The sequence below is a fragment of the Photobacterium sp. 270122K genome (genome assembly GCF_059941365.1).
The window spans coordinates 23,609-44,783 of sequence record NZ_JBPOEN010000010.1 but is presented as its reverse complement, the minus strand read 5'-3'; the positions used below and the strand labels follow the sequence as shown (position 1 = coordinate 44,783).

Annotated in this window: 13 protein-coding genes; 3 read left to right on the top strand and 10 right to left on the bottom strand. The window is 46.1% G+C overall.

Annotation, left to right across the window (positions count from 1 at the left end; genetic code table 11):
* Positions 1-422: 422 nt before the first annotated feature.
* Both pheT and pheS read right to left on the bottom strand, forming a co-directional pair.
* The gene (gene pheT / locus ACSF8W_RS17570; RefSeq protein ID WP_500848468.1) at positions 423-2,825 is read right to left on the bottom strand and encodes a phenylalanine--tRNA ligase subunit beta; all 2,403 of its coding nucleotides are present in this window, start codon (positions 2,823-2,825) and stop codon (positions 423-425) included.
* Positions 2,826-2,843: 18 nt separating this feature from the next.
* Positions 2,844-3,827: a phenylalanine--tRNA ligase subunit alpha gene (pheS, locus tag ACSF8W_RS17565; RefSeq protein ID WP_428478121.1), complete on the bottom strand. Its 984-nt coding sequence runs from the start codon at positions 3,825-3,827 to the stop codon at positions 2,844-2,846.
* Between the two features lie 454 nt (positions 3,828-4,281).
* On the opposite strand from pheS, the gene ACSF8W_RS17560 reads away from it, so the two are divergent.
* The 3 genes from ACSF8W_RS17560 (at position 4,282) to ACSF8W_RS17550 (ending at position 5,424) form a co-directional block, all read left to right on the top strand.
* On the top strand, positions 4,282-4,539 hold the full coding sequence (locus ACSF8W_RS17560; protein ID WP_500848467.1) for a YiaA/YiaB family inner membrane protein: 258 nt from the start codon (positions 4,282-4,284) through the stop codon (positions 4,537-4,539).
* A 13-nt stretch (positions 4,540-4,552) separates the two neighbouring features.
* On the top strand, positions 4,553-5,002 hold the full coding sequence (locus tag ACSF8W_RS17555; protein WP_500848466.1) for a hypothetical protein: 450 nt from the start codon (positions 4,553-4,555) through the stop codon (positions 5,000-5,002).
* Positions 5,003-5,175: 173 nt separating this feature from the next.
* Entirely contained in the window at positions 5,176-5,424 is a 249-nt protein-coding gene (locus tag ACSF8W_RS17550; protein WP_500848465.1) for a phenylalanyl-tRNA synthetase subunit alpha, read from the top strand.
* 105 nt (positions 5,425-5,529) lie between these two features.
* Here the strand turns inward: ACSF8W_RS17550 and ACSF8W_RS17545 are convergent, their stop codons facing one another.
* The 8 genes from ACSF8W_RS17545 to ACSF8W_RS17510 form a co-directional block, all read right to left on the bottom strand.
* Positions 5,530-7,053: a trypsin-like serine protease gene (locus ACSF8W_RS17545; RefSeq protein ID WP_500848609.1), complete on the bottom strand. Its 1,524-nt coding sequence runs from the start codon at positions 7,051-7,053 to the stop codon at positions 5,530-5,532.
* 368 nt (positions 7,054-7,421) lie between these two features.
* Positions 7,422-9,380: a methyl-accepting chemotaxis protein gene (locus ACSF8W_RS17540; protein WP_500848464.1), complete on the bottom strand. Its 1,959-nt coding sequence runs from the start codon at positions 9,378-9,380 to the stop codon at positions 7,422-7,424.
* A 647-nt stretch (positions 9,381-10,027) separates the two neighbouring features.
* Positions 10,028-10,708 carry a hypothetical protein gene (locus ACSF8W_RS17535; RefSeq protein ID WP_500848463.1) on the bottom strand — a complete coding sequence of 227 codons (681 nt, stop codon included), beginning with the start codon at positions 10,706-10,708 and terminating at the stop codon, positions 10,028-10,030.
* Between the two features lie 131 nt (positions 10,709-10,839).
* On the bottom strand, positions 10,840-12,453 hold the full coding sequence (locus tag ACSF8W_RS17530) for an alkaline phosphatase (protein ID WP_500848462.1): 1,614 nt from the start codon (positions 12,451-12,453) through the stop codon (positions 10,840-10,842).
* A gap of 8 nt (positions 12,454-12,461) precedes the next feature.
* Positions 12,462-13,949, bottom strand: a complete 1,488-nt coding sequence (locus ACSF8W_RS17525; protein ID WP_500848461.1) for an alkaline phosphatase — start codon at positions 13,947-13,949, stop codon at positions 12,462-12,464.
* Between the two features lie 493 nt (positions 13,950-14,442).
* The gene (locus ACSF8W_RS17520) at positions 14,443-16,158 is read right to left on the bottom strand and encodes an NAD-dependent malic enzyme (protein WP_500848460.1); all 1,716 of its coding nucleotides are present in this window, start codon (positions 16,156-16,158) and stop codon (positions 14,443-14,445) included.
* Positions 16,159-16,687: 529 nt separating this feature from the next.
* Positions 16,688-17,317 carry a hypothetical protein gene (locus ACSF8W_RS17515; protein ID WP_500848459.1) on the bottom strand — a complete coding sequence of 210 codons (630 nt, stop codon included), beginning with the start codon at positions 17,315-17,317 and terminating at the stop codon, positions 16,688-16,690.
* On the bottom strand, positions 17,314-21,174 hold the full coding sequence (locus ACSF8W_RS17510) for an RHS repeat-associated core domain-containing protein (RefSeq protein ID WP_500848458.1): 3,861 nt from the start codon (positions 21,172-21,174) through the stop codon (positions 17,314-17,316). The genes ACSF8W_RS17515 and ACSF8W_RS17510 overlap by 4 nt, the downstream gene beginning before the upstream one ends.
* Between the last annotated feature and the right edge of the window lies 1 nt (position 21,175).

The following is a 21,175-nucleotide window of genomic DNA, read 5'->3' as shown; positions in this document are numbered from 1 at the left end:
CCTGTAGCGAATTCATGGAGTGAGATGACATCGGTGAGTGACAATTTTTGGCCACTCGAAATCATGTTCAATCTCAACTAGAGTCAAGTTTAAGCCAACTCGCTGATTTCCGCCAACTTTTTTACGTTAACTTCGTGTCAAATTATTGATTTCTGGTAGCACCAAAGGGCTACACCCATGCATCCAGTTGTGCTTAATAGCAACAATAACCAATAAGATAAGCTGAAAAATGAGCTTATAACAATATATCACGCTAACAATTTGTGGACATATAGGAATATTCTCTGAGTATCAAAAAGTTACGTTTATTAGATTCAGATCAAAAAAAAGCAGCCGATATGGCTGCTTTAATAAAACAATAACTTAAAAAGTTATCCAACGTCACTTTACTGCTACCGAATCGGTAACAGCCAGTACGCTATTTAGTCACGCAGGCTTGCACCAAAGCGCTCTGCCAGTACCGCAACAATGCTGTCAACCGCACCCGCGATATCAGCTTCTTCCAGTGTACGTTCGCCAGACTGAAGCGTCAGTGCAATCGCAAGACTCTTCTGACCGTCTTCAACGCCTTTACCTACGTAAACGTCGAACAGGTTCACGTCAGTCAGTAGCTCACCACCGTTTGCACGGCATACTGCAACTACGTCGCCAGCCGCTACGTCATCATTCACAACAACTGCGATATCACGACGGTTTGCAGGGAACTTAGACAGTGCAACCGCTTCTGGGATCACTTTAGTGTTGATCGCAGACCATTCGATTTCGAATACGATAGTACGGCCGTTCAGACCAAACTTACGCTCAAGCTCTGGGTGAACAGTACCGATCACGCCCACTTCTTTGCCGTCTACGATGATAGCCGCAGACTGACCTGGGTGAAGTGCTGGGTGCTGAGTGGCTGCAAATGAGTACGCTTTTTCGTTTGCAGACAGCTCAAGAATCGCTTCTAGATCACCTTTAAGATCGAAGAAATCAACGGTGTTGGTTGCGATATCCCAGTGCTCTTCGCTACGTGTACCCGCGATAACACCCGCAAGCATAGGCTCTTGGCGCATGCCGTTTTCAGCATTTTCGCAAGGAATGAAACGTAGGCCATGTTCGAACAGGCGAACACGTGGCTGCTGGCGCTTCTGGTTGTGAACAACCGTGTTTAGCAAACCTTGGATCAAACCAAGACGCATTGCTGACATATCCGCAGAAATTGGGAATGGCAGAATCAATGGCTCAACACCTGGAACAACCAGTTTTTGTTGCTCTGGCTCAACGAAGCTGTAAGTGATCGCTTCTTGGTAACCGCGGTCAACAAGCAGGTTACGAACACGCTTAAGCGGTAGGTTCGCTTCTTTGTGATCGTTCATGTTCAGTGCAGCAACAGGCGCTTGATTTGGAATGTTGTCGTAACCGTAGATACGGCCAACTTCTTCAATCAGATCTTGCTCGATAGCGATATCGAAACGCCATGTTGGTGCTGTCGCAACCCAACCTTCTGACTTGTCTTCAAAAATAGAGGCTTCAACAGCCATGCCTAGACGCTCTAGGATTTCAACCACGTCTGCATCTGCAATGTGGTGACCCAGCAAGTTGTCTAGTTTTGTGCGACGTAGTGCCACTTGGTTCGCTTTTGGTAGATCAGCTTCAGATTCTACCGCAACCACGGGTGCAACTTCACCGCCACAGATTTCAACAAGCAGTGCTGTTGCACGCTCCATCGCGTTCACTTGCAGTGCGTAATCCACACCACGCTCGAAGCGCATAGAAGAATCTGTGTGTAGACCGTATGCACGTGCACGACCACGGATGTGATCAGGTGCGAAGAATGCACACTCTAGTAGTACGTCTTTTGTTTCAGACGTCACACCAGATTGCTCACCACCAAAGATACCCGCGATAGCCAGTGCTTTGTTCTGGTCTGCAACAACCAATGTGTCAGCGTTTAGTTCTGCTTCGTTACCGTCTAGCAGCGTCAGCTTTTCGCCCTGCTCTGCCATACGTACAACGATACCGCCTTCAATCTTCGCCAGATCGAATGCGTGCATTGGTTGGCCTTGCTCTAGTAGAACAAAGTTCGTGATATCAACAACAGGGTCGATAGAGCGAATACCACAACGACGCAGTTTTTCTTGCATCCAAAGTGGGGTTTCAGCTTGTACGTTCACGTTCTTAACCACACGGCCAAGGTAACGTGGACATGCTGCAGGGGCTTTCACGTCGATAGACACCGTGTCTTCGATTGAAGCGGCAACCGCTGCCACTGAAGGCTCAGTCACGTCAGCGCGGTTTAGTACGCCCACTTCACGTGCCATACCGCGAATGCTGAAACAGTCAGCGCGGTTAGCCGTTAGGTCAACGTCTACGGTTACGTCATCCAAAGCAAGGAATTCGCGGAAATCCGTACCCAGTACCGCATCTTCTGCCAATTCCATGATGCCATCAGACTCAACATCAATACCTAGCTCAGAGAATGAGCAAAGCATGCCGTGAGAAGGCTGACCACGTAGTTTGGCTTTCTTGATTTTGAAGTCACCTGGAAGCACTGCACCCACAGTCGCCACGGCCACTTTAATGCCCAAACGACAGTTAGACGCACCACAAACGATATCAAGTAGCTCTTCTGCACCGATATCGACTTTGGTCACGCGCAATTTGTCAGCATCAGGGTGCTGACCACACTCAACAACTTTACCTACTTTAACGCCGGTAAATGAACCCGCCACTGGCAGTACGTCGTCTACCTCTAGGCCAGCCATAGTAATTTGGTGTGTTAGTTCGTCAGTAGTAACCGCAGGGTTAACCCACTCACGAAGCCAAGATTCGCTGAATTTCATAGTGATTAAACCTCTGGATTACTTGAACTGCTTAAGGAAACGTAGGTCGTTCTCGAAGAACGCACGTAGGTCGTTTACGCCATAACGCAGCATGGTCAAACGCTCTACACCCATACCGAATGCAAAACCAGAGTATTTCTCAGGGTCGATGCCTACACTGCGTAGTACGTTCGGGTGAACCATACCGCAGCCTAGTACTTCTAGCCATTTGCCGTTTTTACCTTTCACGTCCACTTCTGCTGAAGGCTCAGTGAATGGGAAGTATGAAGGACGGAAACGCACTTCAACTTCTTCTTCAAAGAAGTTGCAAAGGAAATCGTGCAAAATACCTTTTAGCTGTGCAAAGTTAACGTTCTCATCAACCAGCATGCCTTCCACTTGGTGGAACATTGGCGTGTGCGTTTGGTCGTAGTCGTTACGGTATACACGGCCCGGTGCGATGAAACGGAATGGCGGTTTGCCATTTTCCATCGTACGGATCTGTACGCCAGACGTGTGCGTACGCAGCATCAAATCTGGGTTAAAGAAGAAGGTATCGTGGTCAGTACGTGCTGGGTGATCAGCCGCAATGTTCAACGCATCGAAGTTGTGGAATGCATCTTCGATTTCAGGACCAGACTCAGTACTAAAGCCTAGTTCGCCAAAGAACTGCTCGATACGCTCAACGGTGCGTGTCACAGGGTGCAGGCCACCATTTTCAATGCGACGACCAGGTAGGGTCACATCGATAGTTTCAGCAGCTAGCTTCGCTTCAAGTTCTGCACGCTGAAGTGCATCTTTACGCGCTGCAATAGCTTGCTGAACCGCACCTTTTGCTTTGTTGATCTCTTGACCAGCAGTACGGCGCTCTTCCGGTGGAAGTTTACCCAAGCTTTGAAGTTGAAGGGTTAGCTCACCCTTCTTGCCCATGTATTGGACACGGACATCGTCCAGAGCGACTGATGAATCAGCTTGCTCAATAGCTGCCGTTGCGTTGGCAATAATCTCGTCTAGATGTAGCATCGTTTCCTCATCCACCCACAGGTGGCGTCCTTAAGGGAGATATAAATTCGCGTAACGATACATACTAAAGAAACATGCGTCCAAATCCAAATCCAATCGCAATAAAAGGGTCGGATTGGATGAAAAAAAAACGGCTTTCAAGACGAGCTACCTCAAGATGCTGGATTCAGAGCATTTTCCGCACAGCACATTCAAGGAAAACACCTGTTATCACAGGGCTCCCTTATTCTTCCCTCTATCCCCATGCCCTCTTCTACTGCCGCCTCCTATAAGGCGACATTTATCTCATCGCAATACGATAAATGCGTCGCAATAACGCCCCCAGCGAAGAAAAAAAAACCACTTTTTTGCTTTTATGTCTTGCGCTTTAAACGCCCTCCCTCTACATTAATAAAACACCGTTCAATTGCAAAATACAACGTCATTACGACACTCACTAAAAAGGAATTACATCATGGGTGAACAAGAAAAATATTGGCTAGTCTACGCCAAAGCAACATTTGTTATTGCCGTCGTCGCAATGGTGATCAGTATTATTAAATTGCCTGGCGATTTACTCATTAAAGGCTATTACAGCATCTGCAGTTTGTTTTTGGTCAGCGCCACGATCACATTAAGTAAAGCGATACGCGATCAGGCGGAATCCAATAAGTTGATAAACAAATTAGAAGAAGCGAAAACCGCGCAACTTCTTCATGATTTAGATGATTAACATTGTTGATAATATGGCCAAGACACCTATTCAACTATTAGCCACCCAACAGCAGCAATTGTTGCTGCTGTTGAAAGCCGCTGAGAAACAGACATTGCTTCGCTATGCCGATTACGATGCCCTTGTTAATCGGCTACAGGCCAATCAAGCAACAATCAGCGATACACTCGATGCTGTCAGTGGTCAATCTGCAACATCGCAGTCTGTCTTCACCCGTTTGGTTGAAAAAGGCATTCTGCTCAAACAGCAAGTCGCTAAGAAAAACAAGGCCATACAGAAGCTTGAACAAAAAACGAATCAACTCAAAGACGCGATACGCAACACGCGGGCACTCATGACTCAGATACAACATGTTCGTACTGAGATACACCGTGGTCCGTGTATTCAGCTTGAGTTAAAAGTGCGTCATTTGCAGGCCAAAAACGCCGCATTGATAACAGCATACCAATGCCTCTATTGGTAATGCTGATTCCCACTCCTGCCACACCTCGGCCACCAGAGGGGGAATAAAAAACCACAAAAACGACCAAGTGAGTAATTTATAACCAATCATGCCGGGGTTAGTAAACTTTTTTATTTAAAAAGCACATCTTTTCCAGTAGATTGAAAACCTGCTTACAATTGGGAGTCACAGAAATGCAGAACAATGCTGTCACAGCACTAATTAAAATGAATACATTTGCTGTTTTGTTATGCTCAGCTCTATTGGTTTTGGGTAATACCGGCTTAAACTCTTCACTGCCTATCTTTGTGATGGGTCAGTTCGACTTTATTCATGCAGGCTTTTTCTTAGTCTTTAACGGTATGTTCTTTATCACATTGGGCTGCCTTTTATACGGACGTAAAAAAGCCGTCAATACATTTAAGCAGCTTGCTACCGCTTAATTGATTGCATCAGCCATTACCGGCTGGAGACAAAACCGATTAGAAACAAAAATAGCCTCAGGATGAGGCTATTTTTTTATGTGACTCAATACTACTACATCGCGATTACAGCTTTGTCCACGCACTGGCCCAGGCATCTGCCACACCCGGCTCATACGCACCGGATGCACACCACAGGCCATTTGGCCATGCACGGCACTGATACGTTCCACCATTGTGCGTCACCACATCCCCCGATGCATACGCCGTACCGGCGACATAAGCATTCCCAGATGCTGGAGGTGTTGGTTCAGGATCTGGCGTTGGTTCTGGAGTCGGTTCAGGCGTGGGTTCTGGTGCGGGCGGTTGGCCGCCACCACACGCTGCTGATGAAACCGCCTGCCATACGCCCCACGGGCCTGATTGACTTGGATCGGCGCCCTGATTCCACCATTGCGCTTCCCACTGCTTGTTCTGCCACGTCACCACATCGCCAGTGTTATACACCGCGCCCGCATTCCATTCTGCGTCACACGCACCGGGATCCGGTTGTGATGCAGACGTCACCTGCGCGCTGGCTTTGGCAACATAGCGCGTTGTGGTTTTATCGATTTCAAACGCTAACGCGACCGCTGCATTACCGGCGGCTGATGCAGAAAATTCTACCGCTACCTGACACGCCTGCCCCGCTGGCAATGTAGTTGCACGGCATCCATCCTGACTGATCAACGCATTCTGCGCGACGCCACTGGCGCTAACACTGGTCTGTGTGACCGTGAAAGGCACGTTACCGGTATTTTTCACAGAAAAGGTATGAGAGGCCGTTTGCCCTAATTCAAATCCGGCGATCTGCTGGTTGGCGCTATACCCCACAGAGACATTGTCCGCATTCAGCGTCACGACACTGTCAACCCAATCACGCAGGGCGGCGATATCAGTGTATACGCCGTATTTACCCGGACGCGCACAGCCAATCCCCCAACTCACGACCCCAAGTTGCGTTACGACACCACCCCGGTTGACCACAATGGGACCACCGCTGTCACCTTGGCAAGAATCAATGCCGCCTTGTGGAATACCCGCACAGAAACTCACCGGCCCAACATTGGCATAGCTGCCACCCGCAGAACGACATTGTGCGTCAGAGACCAAGGGCACATCGACGGCCATCAACACTGACGGCGTGCTGCCGCCTTCAGACAATCGCCCAAGCCCGGCCACGCTCAAGGTGTTGCCCGTCACGGCATATTGATTCAACGAACCAGCGGCAATCTCAACACGCTTATCATTACTGATCACACGGTCCAGTTTCAGTACCGCAATATCATTGGCTAAGTTGCGTGAATTAAAATTAGGGTGTACATAAATGTTCGTCACATTGGCGCGTTCACCATCCGTCCCGTTATACCGAAAGCCGCCAACTTTTACGGCAATCTGGCTCGGTAAATCACTGTCTACACAGTGAGCCGCCGTGAGCACATACCCATCACCCAGATAACTCGCCCCACAAAAGGAACGGTTGCTGTTACGCCCGACGATCTGCGTGTAGAACCCCCACTCTGCGGTATTGGCAGGGCTGCCTCCAACAATATCGGGAGTGATAATACTCCCTATTCCAGCGACATTTTCATTCGCCTGCACGCTGCCCATGCTGCAGGCCACCATGACTGCCATCACACCAAATTTTAGTTTCACGTCATTCCCTCGAAGTAAGTTCATCATCATCGGCAATGCACTTCATTTGCATCGCACATTAACAAGACAAGCTGTTTTTCAGAGAATGGCCAACCCGAACAGGTTGCTTTTTATAAAATAGGCAACGCCGCAGACAGTATTTATAAATTAACAATTTCATTACATCACTTGGTGTGAATAGAGTCACGCACTGCTCTATCAACTAAAGGATAGCGGACGAGCTTTGAGGTGGATGATTTGGGGAGGTGTTAAACAAAACAGGCCTGCTATAGGGAATGCGGGCCTGTTTGTTTATCTGAGTATAAGGGGATTAATCTAATCGATTATTTGTTCAGTTTAAAACGGCTCAAATTCTGATTCTGCTTTTCAGCCAACTCAGACAGGAAATTAGAAGCTTCCGTCGACTGGGAAATACCCGCTACGTTCTGGCTGATCACATCTTTAATCAAATTTACCGTCTGACTGATCTCTTCTGCAGCATGAGATTGCTGATTCGCCGCAACAGCAGACTCTGATGCCCCTTCCGAAATCGTCGACACCGCGCCATAGATAGAAGTCAGCTGCTCATAAGACTCATTGGATGTCGTTTTGGTCAACTCAATTTTATCTAAACACTCTTGAACTTTCATCTGCGCATCAATGGAATGGCCTTGCAGTTCTTCAATGATGTTCTTGATGTGTACTGTCGAGTTCTGGGTTTTCGCCGCCAATGAACGTACTTCGTCAGCAACAACGGCAAAGCCTCGTCCGTACTCACCCGCACGCGCCGCTTCAATCGCCGCATTAAGTGCCAGCAGGTTAGTTTGATCAGAAATGTTGTTAATCACCGTTGCCACTTCTTCGATGCTTTCACAACGCTGGCGCAAGGTTTCGACCACAACAGACGTTTCCGTTAACTGCTCGGTCAGTTCCTCTGCACGCACTTTGTTTTCTTCCGCAATTGCACGGCCAGACAAACACAGTGACATCGCTTCATTGGCTTGGGCTTCTGCCCCACTCACTGACGTCGCCACCAATTCAGCAGAAGAAGAAAGCTCTGTTGCCGCAGCGGCAATCTGCTCAATCTGAGCACTCTGCTCTTCGGCATTCGCTGCACTTTGTACCATGACCGCCGCCAGTTCAGTGGCAGAAGAGGCCACTTCATTACTCTGATCCAAGATCTGGTTAATCACTCGACGTGTATCCGTGATGGTTTTGTCGGTGTTAAGGCCCAGCATGGCAATCTCGTTGCTACCATCGATATTGGTGGTCACACTCAAGTCTTGTGCCGCCATCGCTTTCAGTGACGTCGACAGCAACCCAAAAATGATCGTGAACTGGCGAGTAATATACAGACCAATCAGCAGCGAAATAATGGCCGCTACAATCCATGACCAGAGCTGCACCTGAGATGACTTATCTGCCGAATCTAGGCTCGCCGTACCTAAATCATCCACCATACCAACATTACGGCTGTAAACCTTCACAATCAGTGAGCGAATTTCTTTGGCAACAGCATCACGCTCAGCTTTATATGCCTCAACGCGCTTCAGGCTGTTCACGATAAACGTGGTGCCATCGACATACTTGCTCATCACATCAGTATCAAACTTTTGCACATAACCGAAGCGTTGATACTTGTTCACAAATGACTGCGCACCATTGAGGTACAACATCATGTTATCGACATCGACCAAGCTACGCAGTGCAATCACTTGCGCTAAACGAGGATAGAAGGCATTAAAGTCACTCACAAACTGCGCGGCATCTTTATTCAATTGTTGTTGATCGATGTTCTCTGTGCGCAGTTGATTCAAAACAGGGAAAATCGCAGGCCACGATACCGGTGTGTTCCACCACTGTGCATCAATGGCTTTAAATACCTCATATTCATCATTGAGCAATGCCAAATATTTCTTTGTCATCGGAATAATGCGGGTTAATTCCGCCTGACCTTGTTGCGTCAACACTTGAGTATCAATCGTTTTATTAATTAACGCATTTACATTATCAACCGTTACGCTAAGCGATTGATAGCGTTGATCCATTTCTGCCGTGCTCGCATTCACCAAGTCACGGGTCTGAATACGGGCGGCGTTCCATTCACTGTCCACATCAGCCAGAAGATTGCTCAATTCCGTGCGTTTTGTGGTCACCGCAATGTTGTCTTTAATCATGGCTATATTGCCATTAATCACGAAGGCCACAGCTGCAAACAAAACCAGCGTCGCAACAACAGGGAAAATAATTAACAGGCTGATTGGTACATTTCTCGACCAACGCGATGCGGTATTCGCACTCATACTACACTACTCAAATTCATTTTATTTAGACTGCCACAACGTAATAAATGGCATATGAAATTAACTTATTAAAAAATCAACGCAGTCAGCATAACAGGCACAAGTAACACACAATCCAAGTAGAATAATGCTTAGAATAAAAGAGGTTAACTATGAATATGTATTAATATTGCGTCTTAAATCCGTTAGATTTTTATTTAAATGTAAATCTATGATTTATGCTGCTCATTAAACCATTGTATTAACAACTAATTTATTGCGCAATGAAATACTTAAAATGTGTCAATAAAAGCCACTCCATTAATATAATTACATTAACTTATACATACATGTGATTAGGCTTCTACAGCAAACACCACTCAATTTATTGGCGGCGAGTTATTATTTCATACCTCATTCCGTCAAAAATAAGGCGGAGGGAAATAAAACTGACGTCTGAATATCCCCTTCACAAACAAACTCAGCATGCTTTCACTGCGTTTTCACCAATAAACCATTTAACGTATTATCAGTCAGAGCCCTGCACGCTTGCCATTACATGGGGACTTACCCTGATTTTCTGACACAAAAAAACCGGCTCGCTATGCCGATAGCGAGCCGTTTTATCCTTGATGGGGTATATTCATCGCAATACTGATTCTGCTGCCTCAGTGGCGATGCGCCCCGGCGGCATACACATACCCAGCAGCGACCGCTCTCGCTAGGAAGGGATCATCGACCGCATCATCAGCAACATCCGCGTAATCCGTGGTTAAAAAACGCTTCCATCGCATCACCGTGTCGGTATGTGTGGCTTGCCACGGCTCATAACCCGTTAAGGTGTATTCATAGCGCTTCATCTTTCCCGCGATGTGAAGATAAGCAGGTATATTTCCCTTATCAAGCCATGCTAATTTGATGGTTTGATCGCCCAATTTCCCTCGGTAGCATGTGACTTGTTTACTGGATGCCACATTCGCAGCCAATACAGCCGTTTTATCACAATCCACCTCAGAAAGTTGCTCTGTTATCTTGGGCGAAATAAGCTGACCTACCCCCTGCCAATCCATCGGTAACTGCAACGAACGCAATGCCCCCTGAGGATAATAAATACTGCGTTCTGCCGATAAGAAATGGCGAGTGAATTCCGTCTGTTCACGCTTATCTCGCGTCCAATGTTCAGCAATATGGCGCTGCGGATACAATAGCACCCGATCGGTCGCACTCATCCACAATTGAATGTTTTTCGCTTGTGATTGAAAACCTAAGCTGTTGGTCATCGTATAATGCGCAACCCGCCCCACCGATGTTTCGTCAAGAAGAACATCAGAAGCTGAGCTTTGAGCCATAACGAAGATCCCAACTAAACCTGCGAAGCTCACTCTCCCAACGAATCGTACTGACGTTGCAATTCCCTGCATCTCTAGCTGGCGACGAAACCAACGGAGCTTGCGCTCCGCTGTATGACAGCTATGCCCCATCATGAACCGGAACCTGCTTCTGCCACGCCCATTTCAGCGCGATTTATTAAATCACCCGCTTGGTTCATGATATGGAAAATCATATTCTGCTCTAATGTTCCTCTCACGAAATGTGCCCCCGGACCTGTCGCATAAATCGCCACATCTTCACCCGCATGGGTTTCACTACTTAAAGGCACTAACGCTTGGTTTTTACTGTCAACCATTAAGCCTTCATCATACAGTGCAACACGATCCCCATTGGCATCATACGACTGATTGTCGCGCGCACTTGGCCCATTACCATAGATCAACGTGGTATAAGGCTTACCATCCAACGCCAATTGTAATTCACCGCCGCTATTGCGTACTAAACCAAGAATATCGTTGCCTCGTTGGGCATAGCCCCCCATCGTCATCACATGCGAATGGTCTGCGGTAACAATGATCAATGTTTCTTCCGGGTTGGTCATCTCAACGACACGTTCAACGGCCTCGTGCAATGCTTGCGTATCATGCAGTGCTAACCCGGCTTTGGTACCGTGGTGGGCATGGTCAATCCGCCCCGCCTCTATCATCAAGAAAAAGCCTTTCTCATTCTTCGACAGCACATTGAGCGCCGACTCTGTCATTTCGGCCAATGACGGCTCTACGTTCGTATCCCGTTGCGCTTCATAGGACATGTGTGAACGGCTAAACAGCCCCATTAAACGTCCCGTATCATTCACATCAATGCCGGCTAATGCTTGGCGGTCTTCCACATAGACATTGCCCGCGTCTTTCGCTTGCCACTCAGTGATGAGGTTTCTGCCATCATCACGGTATCCGTATCCCTCACTTTGCGTATAATCGAGGAAATTACGGCGTCCGCCACCGAGTACGACATCCAGCCCACCACCGACATCATAGTTAACCAGTTGATCGGCTATATCGGTGCAACCGAGTCCATCTTGCGCATCGCGTTTAATGTAGTAATCCGCCTCCCATCCACGTGCAGGGGTTCGCGCATACGTGGCTGCGGGGGTAGCATGTGTAACCCGTGCCGTGGCGACAATCCCGGCACTCATGCCTGCCATTTTTGCCAGATCGAGTGCGGAAACCAATTCATCCTGCTGTGAAGCGGTGCAATCCCCATAGTTCACTGATGAACCAATATTTATCCCGCCACGGAAGGTTTTTACCCCCGTCATCATCGCTGTCATGGTGCCGGCAGAATCTGGTGTTTGTGAATCCGTATTGTAGGTTTTTGATAGCGCAACATGCGGGAAACGTTCAAAGCTCAAGGCATACTCTTCGCCACCTTCGTTATCAGTTTGCTGCTGGCCGACCAAAATACGGCCTGCGGTCAAGGTCGAGATCCCCATCCCGTCGCCCACGATCAATACGATGTTTTTCGCCGTTTGCGTTTTATCAACAAGATCAATGTTCTGTGCTAACAACGTCTCGCCTTCGTCATACCATCGATTCGCTGTCATCGCAGCGGCTGAGGGAACAACAACAGCACCCCCTGAACCTTCAGAATCGGCTGAGTTATCGGAATCATTACAACCCACTAATACCAGCGCAGAAGCCACCGAACCGACCAGTAGAGAACGTTGCCAAGGTTTACGCTGCCAATGTTGTGTATTCATCATTTTCTCCATTATTCGTAGCGTCGACCTTGCAACGACAAGGTACGGTTAATCACGTGATAGATATAATTTTGTTCAACCAAACCGTTAAACCATTGCGCGCCAGGACCCATGGCATAAATTGCCACATCTTCACCGGCATGGGTTTCGCTAGTTAATGGCACTAAGGCTTGTTGCTGGAAATCATCCGCTTGGGTATTCACATCCGTTAAATCCACGCGCGCGCCTTCATTAAAGGTCGTAAGAGCCCCCGGCCCATTGGCATAGCCCAAGGTGGTGTAAGGCTTATCATCTTTAGCTAAGACGTTACCGCTCGCTCCGGCGACTAAGCCTAAAATAGGATTACCGCGTTGCTGATAGCCCGCCATCGTCATTACATGAGAGTGATCTGCAGTCACAATGATGAGGGTGTCATCCAGTTGATTGGCATCGGCCAACTTTTGCACCGTGTGTTCAATCGTTTGATGGAATTGCTCGGTTTCCGTCAGCGCTAACTTGGCAATACCCGCATGATGACCATGATCGATACGGCCCGATTCCACCATCAAATAAAAACCATCGTTGTCAGCCAGTAAGTAATCCAGTGCGGTATCGGTCATCTCAGTGAGCGACGGTTGCTCTGTGTCGCTGCGATGTAGCTCATATTCCATGTGAGAGTCTGAGAATAACCCCAGCACTTTCTGCTCAGCGTCGGCAGACAGCTCTTTCATTGCAGAGGCTGTATCAACAAACTGGCGTTGCTCTGGGGCGGTATCGATCCATTCCTGAATCAAGTTACGTGAATCGGTACGACGCCCAGAGAGCCCTTCACCACTCGGCTCAAAGCTGCGACGTCCGCCCCCTAAAACAATGTCGATGGCCGACGATGCTTCTACCAACTGCAAGGCGATATCTTTGACTTTACCGTCACAGTCTTCAGGTACGCTGCTTTCCCAGCCGCGGTCAGAGATATGTGCATACGTTGCTGCAGGTGTTGCATGCGTGATCCGGGCCGTAGAGACAACACCTGTATTCATACCGCGTTGCGCCGCATACTCTAGGGAGGTTTTGAGTGTTGCTTCGTTAACGCCACAGTCGCCGCGATCAATATAATCGCTGACCGAGAGCATCCCCGCCCGTGTTTTCACACCCGTGACCATGGCGGTCATCGTGCCGGCTGAATCGGGTACTTGCATGTCAGTGTTATAGGTTTTAGCTAAGGCGGTGTAAGGAAACTGCTCGAAACTCAGCAGGAATTCCTCGCCACCTTGATGATTAATTTGACTTTGCCCAACGAAGATACGCGCGGCGGTTTGTGTGCTGATCCCCATACCATCCCCAATAAACAGAATGACATTTTTTGCTTGATCATAAGCAACGGGCTTTTGGCTAATCTCTGCGATTTTTGCCTGCCCATCCTGAAACCACACACTCTGAGTTTGGTTATCTGGCAACACACTGGCAGACGCCGATGACATTGCGAGAACGCTTGTGAATACAAACGTAGAGGTCGAATTCATGACTTACATGTCCCTATGTCGATATTAAATACCATCCAACGCGTGATAATTCCATTACACGTTGGTTCAAAAAACACAGAGAGTAAATCAAGTTAATATGACAGTGAGAAAGACGTTAAATGACAGATTTATTTAACGTGAATAGTGGCAGATTAAGAAACAGCAATACAAACTAAAAAACTGTAGTGTTATAACATAACAACCAATAGAACTTATTATCCGCTATACCAAAGAATCAAGATTGTGGGAGTAATCAAAAAATATTCGACAACCTTAATGTATTAGGATGAATTCATTAAAGTCATTTTTGTCTTCCTTGCCTCAGGCATACTTAATAGCCTCTTTATTCATCTCTGATAAATAAATCCTTGAAAAATAAGAAAGAACAAAGCACTGGTGTATTTTTATATTGACCATGTCTTGTTTCATTGCCCTTGAAAAGAAAAGTGATGAGACGCATCACTTTTCTAAACAATGGTTGATTTACCTCACGCTACACCCTGCGATAAGGTAAATACACAGGCTCCCAGATATGCGCAGCAAGTTCCTGCTCAATATCTTTACCTACTAATGCACTATTAGCCTCCGTCGCCTGCATGTTTTCCAAAATGCGGCTCGCGACATGCAGAGAAACGTCTTTTAGCTGACTAATACGCGGAAAAACACATCCATTCTGTAAATCAGCGTCACTCACCTGTTCGGCCAACGCATAAGATGCCGTGGTAAACATATCTAAGGGGATTTTCGACGTCTGTGAAACAATGGCCGCAAGCCCGACACCTGGGAATATAAAGACATTATTCCCTTGGCCTATGCGATAGTCATAACCATTGTAAGTCACATTATCAAACGGGCTGCCTGTTGCGACAATAGCCTGACCATCACTCCATTGATAAATATCTTCTGGCACGGCTTCGCAGTTTGCCGTCGGGTTCGACAATGGGAACACCATCGGCCGTTTGGTATACTCCATCATCTTCTGGACATGCTCTTCCTGAAACGCCCCGCCAATGCCACTGGTCCCCAGTAACACCGTCACTGGATGGTGATTGATCAGCTCGGTTAATGACACTTTGCCGGGTTCTGCTACCGACCAGCCTTCCGCCAGCGCTCTTGGCTTCGCATACCGTTTTTTGTATTCATCTAAGCCATCTCGGTCATCAAACACCAACCCTTGGGAATCGAGAATAAAGATCTTATCGCGCGCCGCCGTATGCGAACACCCTTCTTTCAGTAACCCGGCATAGATTTGGTCAGCAACACCAACCCCGCCTGCACCTGCACCGTACACCACATAGGTTTGAGCAGCCAGTGACTCCTGCTTGATCTTCACAGCCCCCAAAATGCCCGCGAGTACCACCGAGCCTGTCCCCTGAATATCATCATTAAACGACGGCAGAAACTCCTCATAATCAGTCAGGTTGTCGAACGCATTGGATTTACTGAAATCTTCCCATTGCAGCACGGCATTCGGGAAAGTACGTTTAACCTGATGAACAAATTCTTTGATGAAGGCTTTATATTCTGCTCCACGCAAGCGGCGGCGAGGGATACCAAGATACATAGGGTCATCCAACAAATCTTGGTTGTCTGTACCGACATCCAGCGCAATAGGAAGACAGTGTGCGGGGTGTATACCAGCTCCCAGGGTATACAAGGACAGCTTACCAATCGGGATCCCCATCCCTCCCACACCCTGATCGCCTAACCCTAAAATACCCTGACTGTCGGTCACAACAATGATCTTGATATCTTTACCGGAAAAATGCTGCGCCTGCTCATCCATCTTACTGACGTTGTCTTGCGTGACGTATAAACCACGCGCTTTCTGATAACGGTGGCTGAATTCTTGACAGGCTTTACCCACTGTAGGGGTATAAATGATAGGGGTCATCTCTTCAATATGGCGAGAAAGCAATGCATAGAAGAGGGTTTCATTACGATCTTGTAGTGCACGTAAGAACAGGTACTTTTCAATGTCCGTTGATGCATTTTTAAACCCGTCATAAACACGATTTAATTGGTGTTCAAAGGTTTGTACTCTCGGGGGGAGTAACCCATCAAGCTGGAACATTTTGCGTTCTTCGTATGAGAATGCGGTACTTTTATTTAAGGTTCGATCATTGAGTAATTCCGTTCCAGTCAGCGAGACGGGCCGAAACGCATTCCCATTTTCATCCTTCCAACGCAAATATTTTCCAGTTGTCATTGTGTTTCTCCATTCACATTCATACTGTTTTTATTGATTCTTTTATTCTCAAAGCCAGTAACCAATATGGTGGGTTAGCATCATGCCGGGTACCCACTGATTGTAAGTTCTTTAAATGAACAAAAATGTGACATTGATGCGGTTGGAAACATATGCAACTTAAAGTGCGATGTATAGACCAATTAGGCCTTTTGCGATAGGGAGGATCAACATGTTGTTCTCACCATCAGTTGCTGGCGGCAAGGAAAATGCAAATTTATATAGTATCGAGCCAATGACATCACTCCTTACTATTACTTTTAACATCTGTTCCGAGAGCTACCACTACAATGCCGGGTACAGAACTTATTGATTAGCCAAGGATGTTGAGTAAGGTGAGACCGAATAAGGCCTCACCACATAATTGTATACTTATCAGTAAGCGCTCACAAATGACGCCGGTATATGTCAGCTAACCGTATCTAATCAGCACTTGTAATCATTGTACGTCTATATATGTCTTGTTTAATGTCTATTTTATAAAATAGTATTACTCAAAGTTTTCCTTCACAAATAACTCAACCTTATTATGCCAAGATGGACTATTCAACTTTTTCGAAGACTCTATAAGAATTTCTTTATCCATTCCACCAGAGAATTGTACGCTGAGGAATGTTTCTGCAGTAAATAGAGGCTCAGAAATATCCCCTCGCTGGAGCATAGTGCTTAATGTACAAACAATTATACTGAGCATTTCAGCGTGGATTATTTGGTGAATAATACCTGCATCATAAAGTTGATCAAGATTTGAATATATTAACGCATTGGTACCAGAGAAGCAGTCAATTTCGTTAATGTGTAGCCATTCATCCGCACATATTTGTGAATAAAGGTGAGAGTCATCAGATATTGGATTAGAAAAAACATCTTGCAAATCACTATGACCTTCAAGCAGAGCTAGAAACTCTGAATCCAAGTCACTATTTTCATTCGTATATATATCATCTTCTCTACGAAAAGCATATCCGATACTTTCAAACCCACTAACACTATAAATACAGAGTGCTTCTATAGGTTTAAGACTCGACTCTGTTCTGAGCTCATTCAGTAGCACAAGGATGTCTGCGCTGAAAGATTCTTTAAATTTTTCTAAAAAATTTGGTAGTAAATTAGTCTTCATTTGTATGCTGAAACCTCACGTTGTTCCATCAGAACATTTAATATCCCGTCTCTATCCCCCCTGACAGCCATCAATTTCTTAGATAGCTCTAATTGAGGACCATAGCCATGTTGCCCTGTGACATTAGGAGCCCATGTTAAGTTATCTTTCGATAACCAAGGGTCAATACCAACTTCCGATAATAACATTCTATTAAGTTTTCCTGCACTCTTCCCTCCTTTTTTTTCCACCATATGATGAGCATGAGGAGACCTCATTCCTGGAGGAGGCTCAGTACCAGATATTTCTCTCAAATATCGCCCCCAAGTCCCCCAAATATTTTTCCCTTTTTTTAGAGAGCCATGATAGACAATATCCTGAATTTCAATATCGGATAGACCTTGACTCAATGCATCTCTTTTCCACAATTGGAAATTTGAAGAGTTAACATTTTCAGCGAAATTTTTAACATTTTGTTCAAATGCCTTTGGCGTTAATATTCCACAAGGACCGTTACATCGACTTACCGCTAGCCCCAGTGGATCCACCCACCCTATCGGATTGGGTACATACTGGTAATTGTTTAAACCACCAGCCAGACCAATTGGGTCAGCAGTTACAAACCGGCCTGTATCAGGGCTATAGTAACGATGTCGATTGTAGTGAAGTCCGGTTTCTTCGTCAAAGTACTGACCTTGAAAACGCAGCGGACTGCGCACTTCTTCAACGTGTTGACGTAACACATTGCCATAGGCACGATATTGCACTGACCACACTGTCTCACCCGATTGACTGGTGATATCAATAGGGGTACCGATTTGGTCGAGGTGGTAGTGGTACACCTCACTGTCTTTGCCTTCCCCTGATAGCATCACCAGCGGCTTAAAACTGCCGGGCTCGTAGACATAAGTTTGGTAATGATCGTCGCTGGTTTCAGCTATCAGCGTATCGCCTTGCCAGACAAATTCTGTACGTTTAACGTTACCATGCTTATTTATAACCCGCTTTTCAATCCGTCGCCCAAAAGCGTCGTAGCGGTAGAGTGCTAGCGTGCCGTCTGCGAGGTTTGCTTTAATTAAACGGTGCTGGCAATCGTACTCATATTGAGTGATTAGTTGCTGGGCTTTGCCCCGTTTTTCCGCGACAAGGCGACCAAACTCATCATATTCGTAGTGTTTATCTCCGCTGAAGCTAAGCTGATTACCTTTTATACCAAAACGTTGATTACCTAATTCACCTGTTATCACTTGGTCAAGTAAGTTACCCGCAGGATCGTGAAAAAACGTCTCTTGGACAGCGCCATGGGTTGCTTTTAGCCGCGCCAACGGGTCGTAATCGTAATAAACACTCCCCAGTTGGCTATCCTGCATTTCAACAAGGTTGCCTGTAGCGCTGTAATGGTATTGTCGAGTTCTGGTTTGATGGGTATCTTGGTAGCGTTTTTGTGCGGTGAGACGTCCCTGTTGATCGTATTCAAACTGACTTAAAAGGCGACCTTGCGAACGTGATGTTTCTAACCCATTCATAAAGTAGTGATGGGTTATCACCTGTTCATTTAAGGCGACACTCTGTAATTGCCCTCCTTTATCCCAACGGTACGAGAGTCGATTAGCATCAGGCAACTGCCAAGCTGTAAGCTGGCCTATATTGTCATAATCAAAGTAGTTTGATGCCCAGTTTTGATGCTCCTCTACGAGGCGGCCCATTAAGTCATAACGCCAAGCAAGCGGGGTTTCCCCATCATCAACACTAATGAGTTGACCAAATTGATCGTACCGGTAAGCAATATTTTTGCCATCAGGCAACACTTTATTAATGAGCCTACCTAGCGGATCGCGCTCAAATTGTGTTTCGAGTTGCGTATCTGCACTACCAATCTCTGTTTTCTTTGTAAGCTTACCGTTAAGGTCATACTCATAGTTAAATTGGCGATTATCAAAGGTACGCTCACTACTTACTAAGCCGTTTGGATAATAGGCTATCTCGTGGGTTTCGTTATGCTCGTTAATAATCGCGGTAACGAAGTTTTTCGCATTATCGTAACGATAACGCAGCGATGCGCCGTCAGGATGGATCACTTGACTGACTAAGTCAGTGTTAGGGTGGTACTCGTAGGTGGTTTTTTGCCCCGCCTCATCAACAACGCGTGTCACCTTGCCATACGCATTGTATTCGAAATATTTACTCTGCCCTGACGGTTGAATAACTTTACTAACGCGGTCTGCCTTGTCCCACTCATATTGAGTTATCGCGCCAGTTGGGGACTGTTCATAAATTAGCCGACCAAACAGGTCGTACCTATAACGAGCTTGAGTGCCGTTCGGGTATATTTCTTCAATTAATTGACCCAGCTGATTCCAGACCAATTGGTGAGTTGACTTATTAGGATAAATAATCTCTATCAACTTACCTTGCAGGTTATAGCGATAAAACGTATCTTCACCTAATGGATCGCGTTTTTCTGTTATATCCCCTTGCGCGTTGTAGATATATCGCCAGTTGCGGTCCCCCTGAATGACTCGACGTAAATTGCCACGCCAATATTGATATTCAATGACTTCTCCATCAGGTAAAACAGTTAGTGCTTTCTGCTGGTAGTCATTGTAAACATGCCGCGTTTCATTCCCTATAGGGTCAACGATAAGGATAAGATCCCCATTATCGTTGTAATCATACTTGGTAACCGCCCCATCAGGGTCTACTGTTTGAATTAATTTAGCATTTTCGTCATGCGCATAAGTCGCTTTGCTACCGTCTACCGAGATCGAAGTGACTGAGTTGTTAATAAAATCCCATAAAAACTGCGTGTTATACCCTGTATTACTCCAGTGCTTAACGCATCGTGCTGCTTTACCGTCACCTAACCAAGTCCAGCCAAACTCGACGCCTCCTGCCATTCTTCTAAGCGAAATAACATTACGATTATCATAACGATACTGTTCACCTTCTTTAGCCTCGTTAACGGCTGTTAACAGCTGCTTGGTTTCATTGTAAGCATATCTAAAGCAGAGACGTTCTTTTTGCCATTCTCTTTTGCCATCTTGGTATTGCTGTGTTCTAAATTCAATAGCCGTAATTAAGTCATCGCAATAATTTAGCCACAGTGCGATACCTATTTCATTAACTACAGCATTAGGACGATCATAAGCATCATACTGTATATCAAGTCGATTATCGTAATTATCACTGATTGCAACTAAGCGACCTTTATCACCTTGACGTTTAAAGTGATGGAATGGTCTCCCTCTTTGTGCTACCACATATTCTTCACTATTATCACCTAAAAATATTGCGGCACCAGCGAGATCATTATAAATTTGTGGTCGTGTTGATTCTGGTATAGCTAACTTAGTCAGCTTACCTTCAGCGTCCTTCCAAACTACATTGTCACCATTAAACATTAATAACTGACATAGAGTATGGCTCCACCCATAACCCAGACCACTATTTGCTTCGCAGTTTGATGTCCTATATGTGCGCGTAAAAGTAAATGGCAATACGCCAGGTAAGGTGACATCTTCGAGTTGAATAAGCTCTTCACCCGTCACCATGGAAACCGGGCACCCTTCTGTTTTTGTACTATTAGTCTCTTCTGTTGCTTTACCACTCTCCGTTGTTGACTGGCTATTCTCAATTTCTCGACTATCGTCTGTCGTTACGTGAGCTTTCTGTTCGACACTTCGCGCTTCATTTGTTGCAGATTTAATATCATTACCATCAATGTTCTGATCGAGAGTTCTATTGGGAGTAAAATTACCCTCTCCTTTACTCGCTAAACGCATTATGATGTCTGAATTAGACTTAATATCAACTTGAGATATATCAATAATAACTTTTAAGTTTTTTACAATTTCAATAGCAATTCTTTTCGCAGCCATC

What these genes read in the sequence shown, in the direction of transcription:
- pheT (WP_500848468.1), bottom strand. Translation starts at nt 2,825, where the DNA reads ATGAAATTCAGCGAATCTTGGCTTCGTGAGTGGGTTAACCCTGCGGTT.
- pheS (WP_428478121.1), bottom strand. Translation starts at nt 3,827, where the DNA reads ATGCTACATCTAGACGAGATTATTGCCAACGCAACGGCAGCTATTGAG.
- ACSF8W_RS17560 (WP_500848467.1), top strand. Translation starts at nt 4,282, where the DNA reads ATGGGTGAACAAGAAAAATATTGGCTAGTCTACGCCAAAGCAACATTT.
- ACSF8W_RS17555 (WP_500848466.1), top strand. Translation starts at nt 4,553, where the DNA reads ATGGCCAAGACACCTATTCAACTATTAGCCACCCAACAGCAGCAATTG.
- ACSF8W_RS17550 (WP_500848465.1), top strand. Translation starts at nt 5,176, where the DNA reads ATGCAGAACAATGCTGTCACAGCACTAATTAAAATGAATACATTTGCT.
- ACSF8W_RS17545 (WP_500848609.1), bottom strand. Translation starts at nt 7,053, where the DNA reads ATGGGCAGCGTGCAGGCGAATGAAAATGTCGCTGGAATAGGGAGTATT.
- ACSF8W_RS17540 (WP_500848464.1), bottom strand. Translation starts at nt 9,380, where the DNA reads ATGAGTGCGAATACCGCATCGCGTTGGTCGAGAAATGTACCAATCAGC.
- ACSF8W_RS17535 (WP_500848463.1), bottom strand. Translation starts at nt 10,708, where the DNA reads ATGGCTCAAAGCTCAGCTTCTGATGTTCTTCTTGACGAAACATCGGTG.
- ACSF8W_RS17530 (WP_500848462.1), bottom strand. Translation starts at nt 12,453, where the DNA reads ATGATGAATACACAACATTGGCAGCGTAAACCTTGGCAACGTTCTCTA.
- ACSF8W_RS17525 (WP_500848461.1), bottom strand. Translation starts at nt 13,949, where the DNA reads ATGAATTCGACCTCTACGTTTGTATTCACAAGCGTTCTCGCAATGTCA.
- ACSF8W_RS17520 (WP_500848460.1), bottom strand. Translation starts at nt 16,158, where the DNA reads ATGACAACTGGAAAATATTTGCGTTGGAAGGATGAAAATGGGAATGCG.
- ACSF8W_RS17515 (WP_500848459.1), bottom strand. Translation starts at nt 17,317, where the DNA reads ATGAAGACTAATTTACTACCAAATTTTTTAGAAAAATTTAAAGAATCT.
- ACSF8W_RS17510 (WP_500848458.1), bottom strand. Translation starts at nt 21,174, where the DNA reads ATGGCTGCGAAAAGAATTGCTATTGAAATTGTAAAAAACTTAAAAGTT.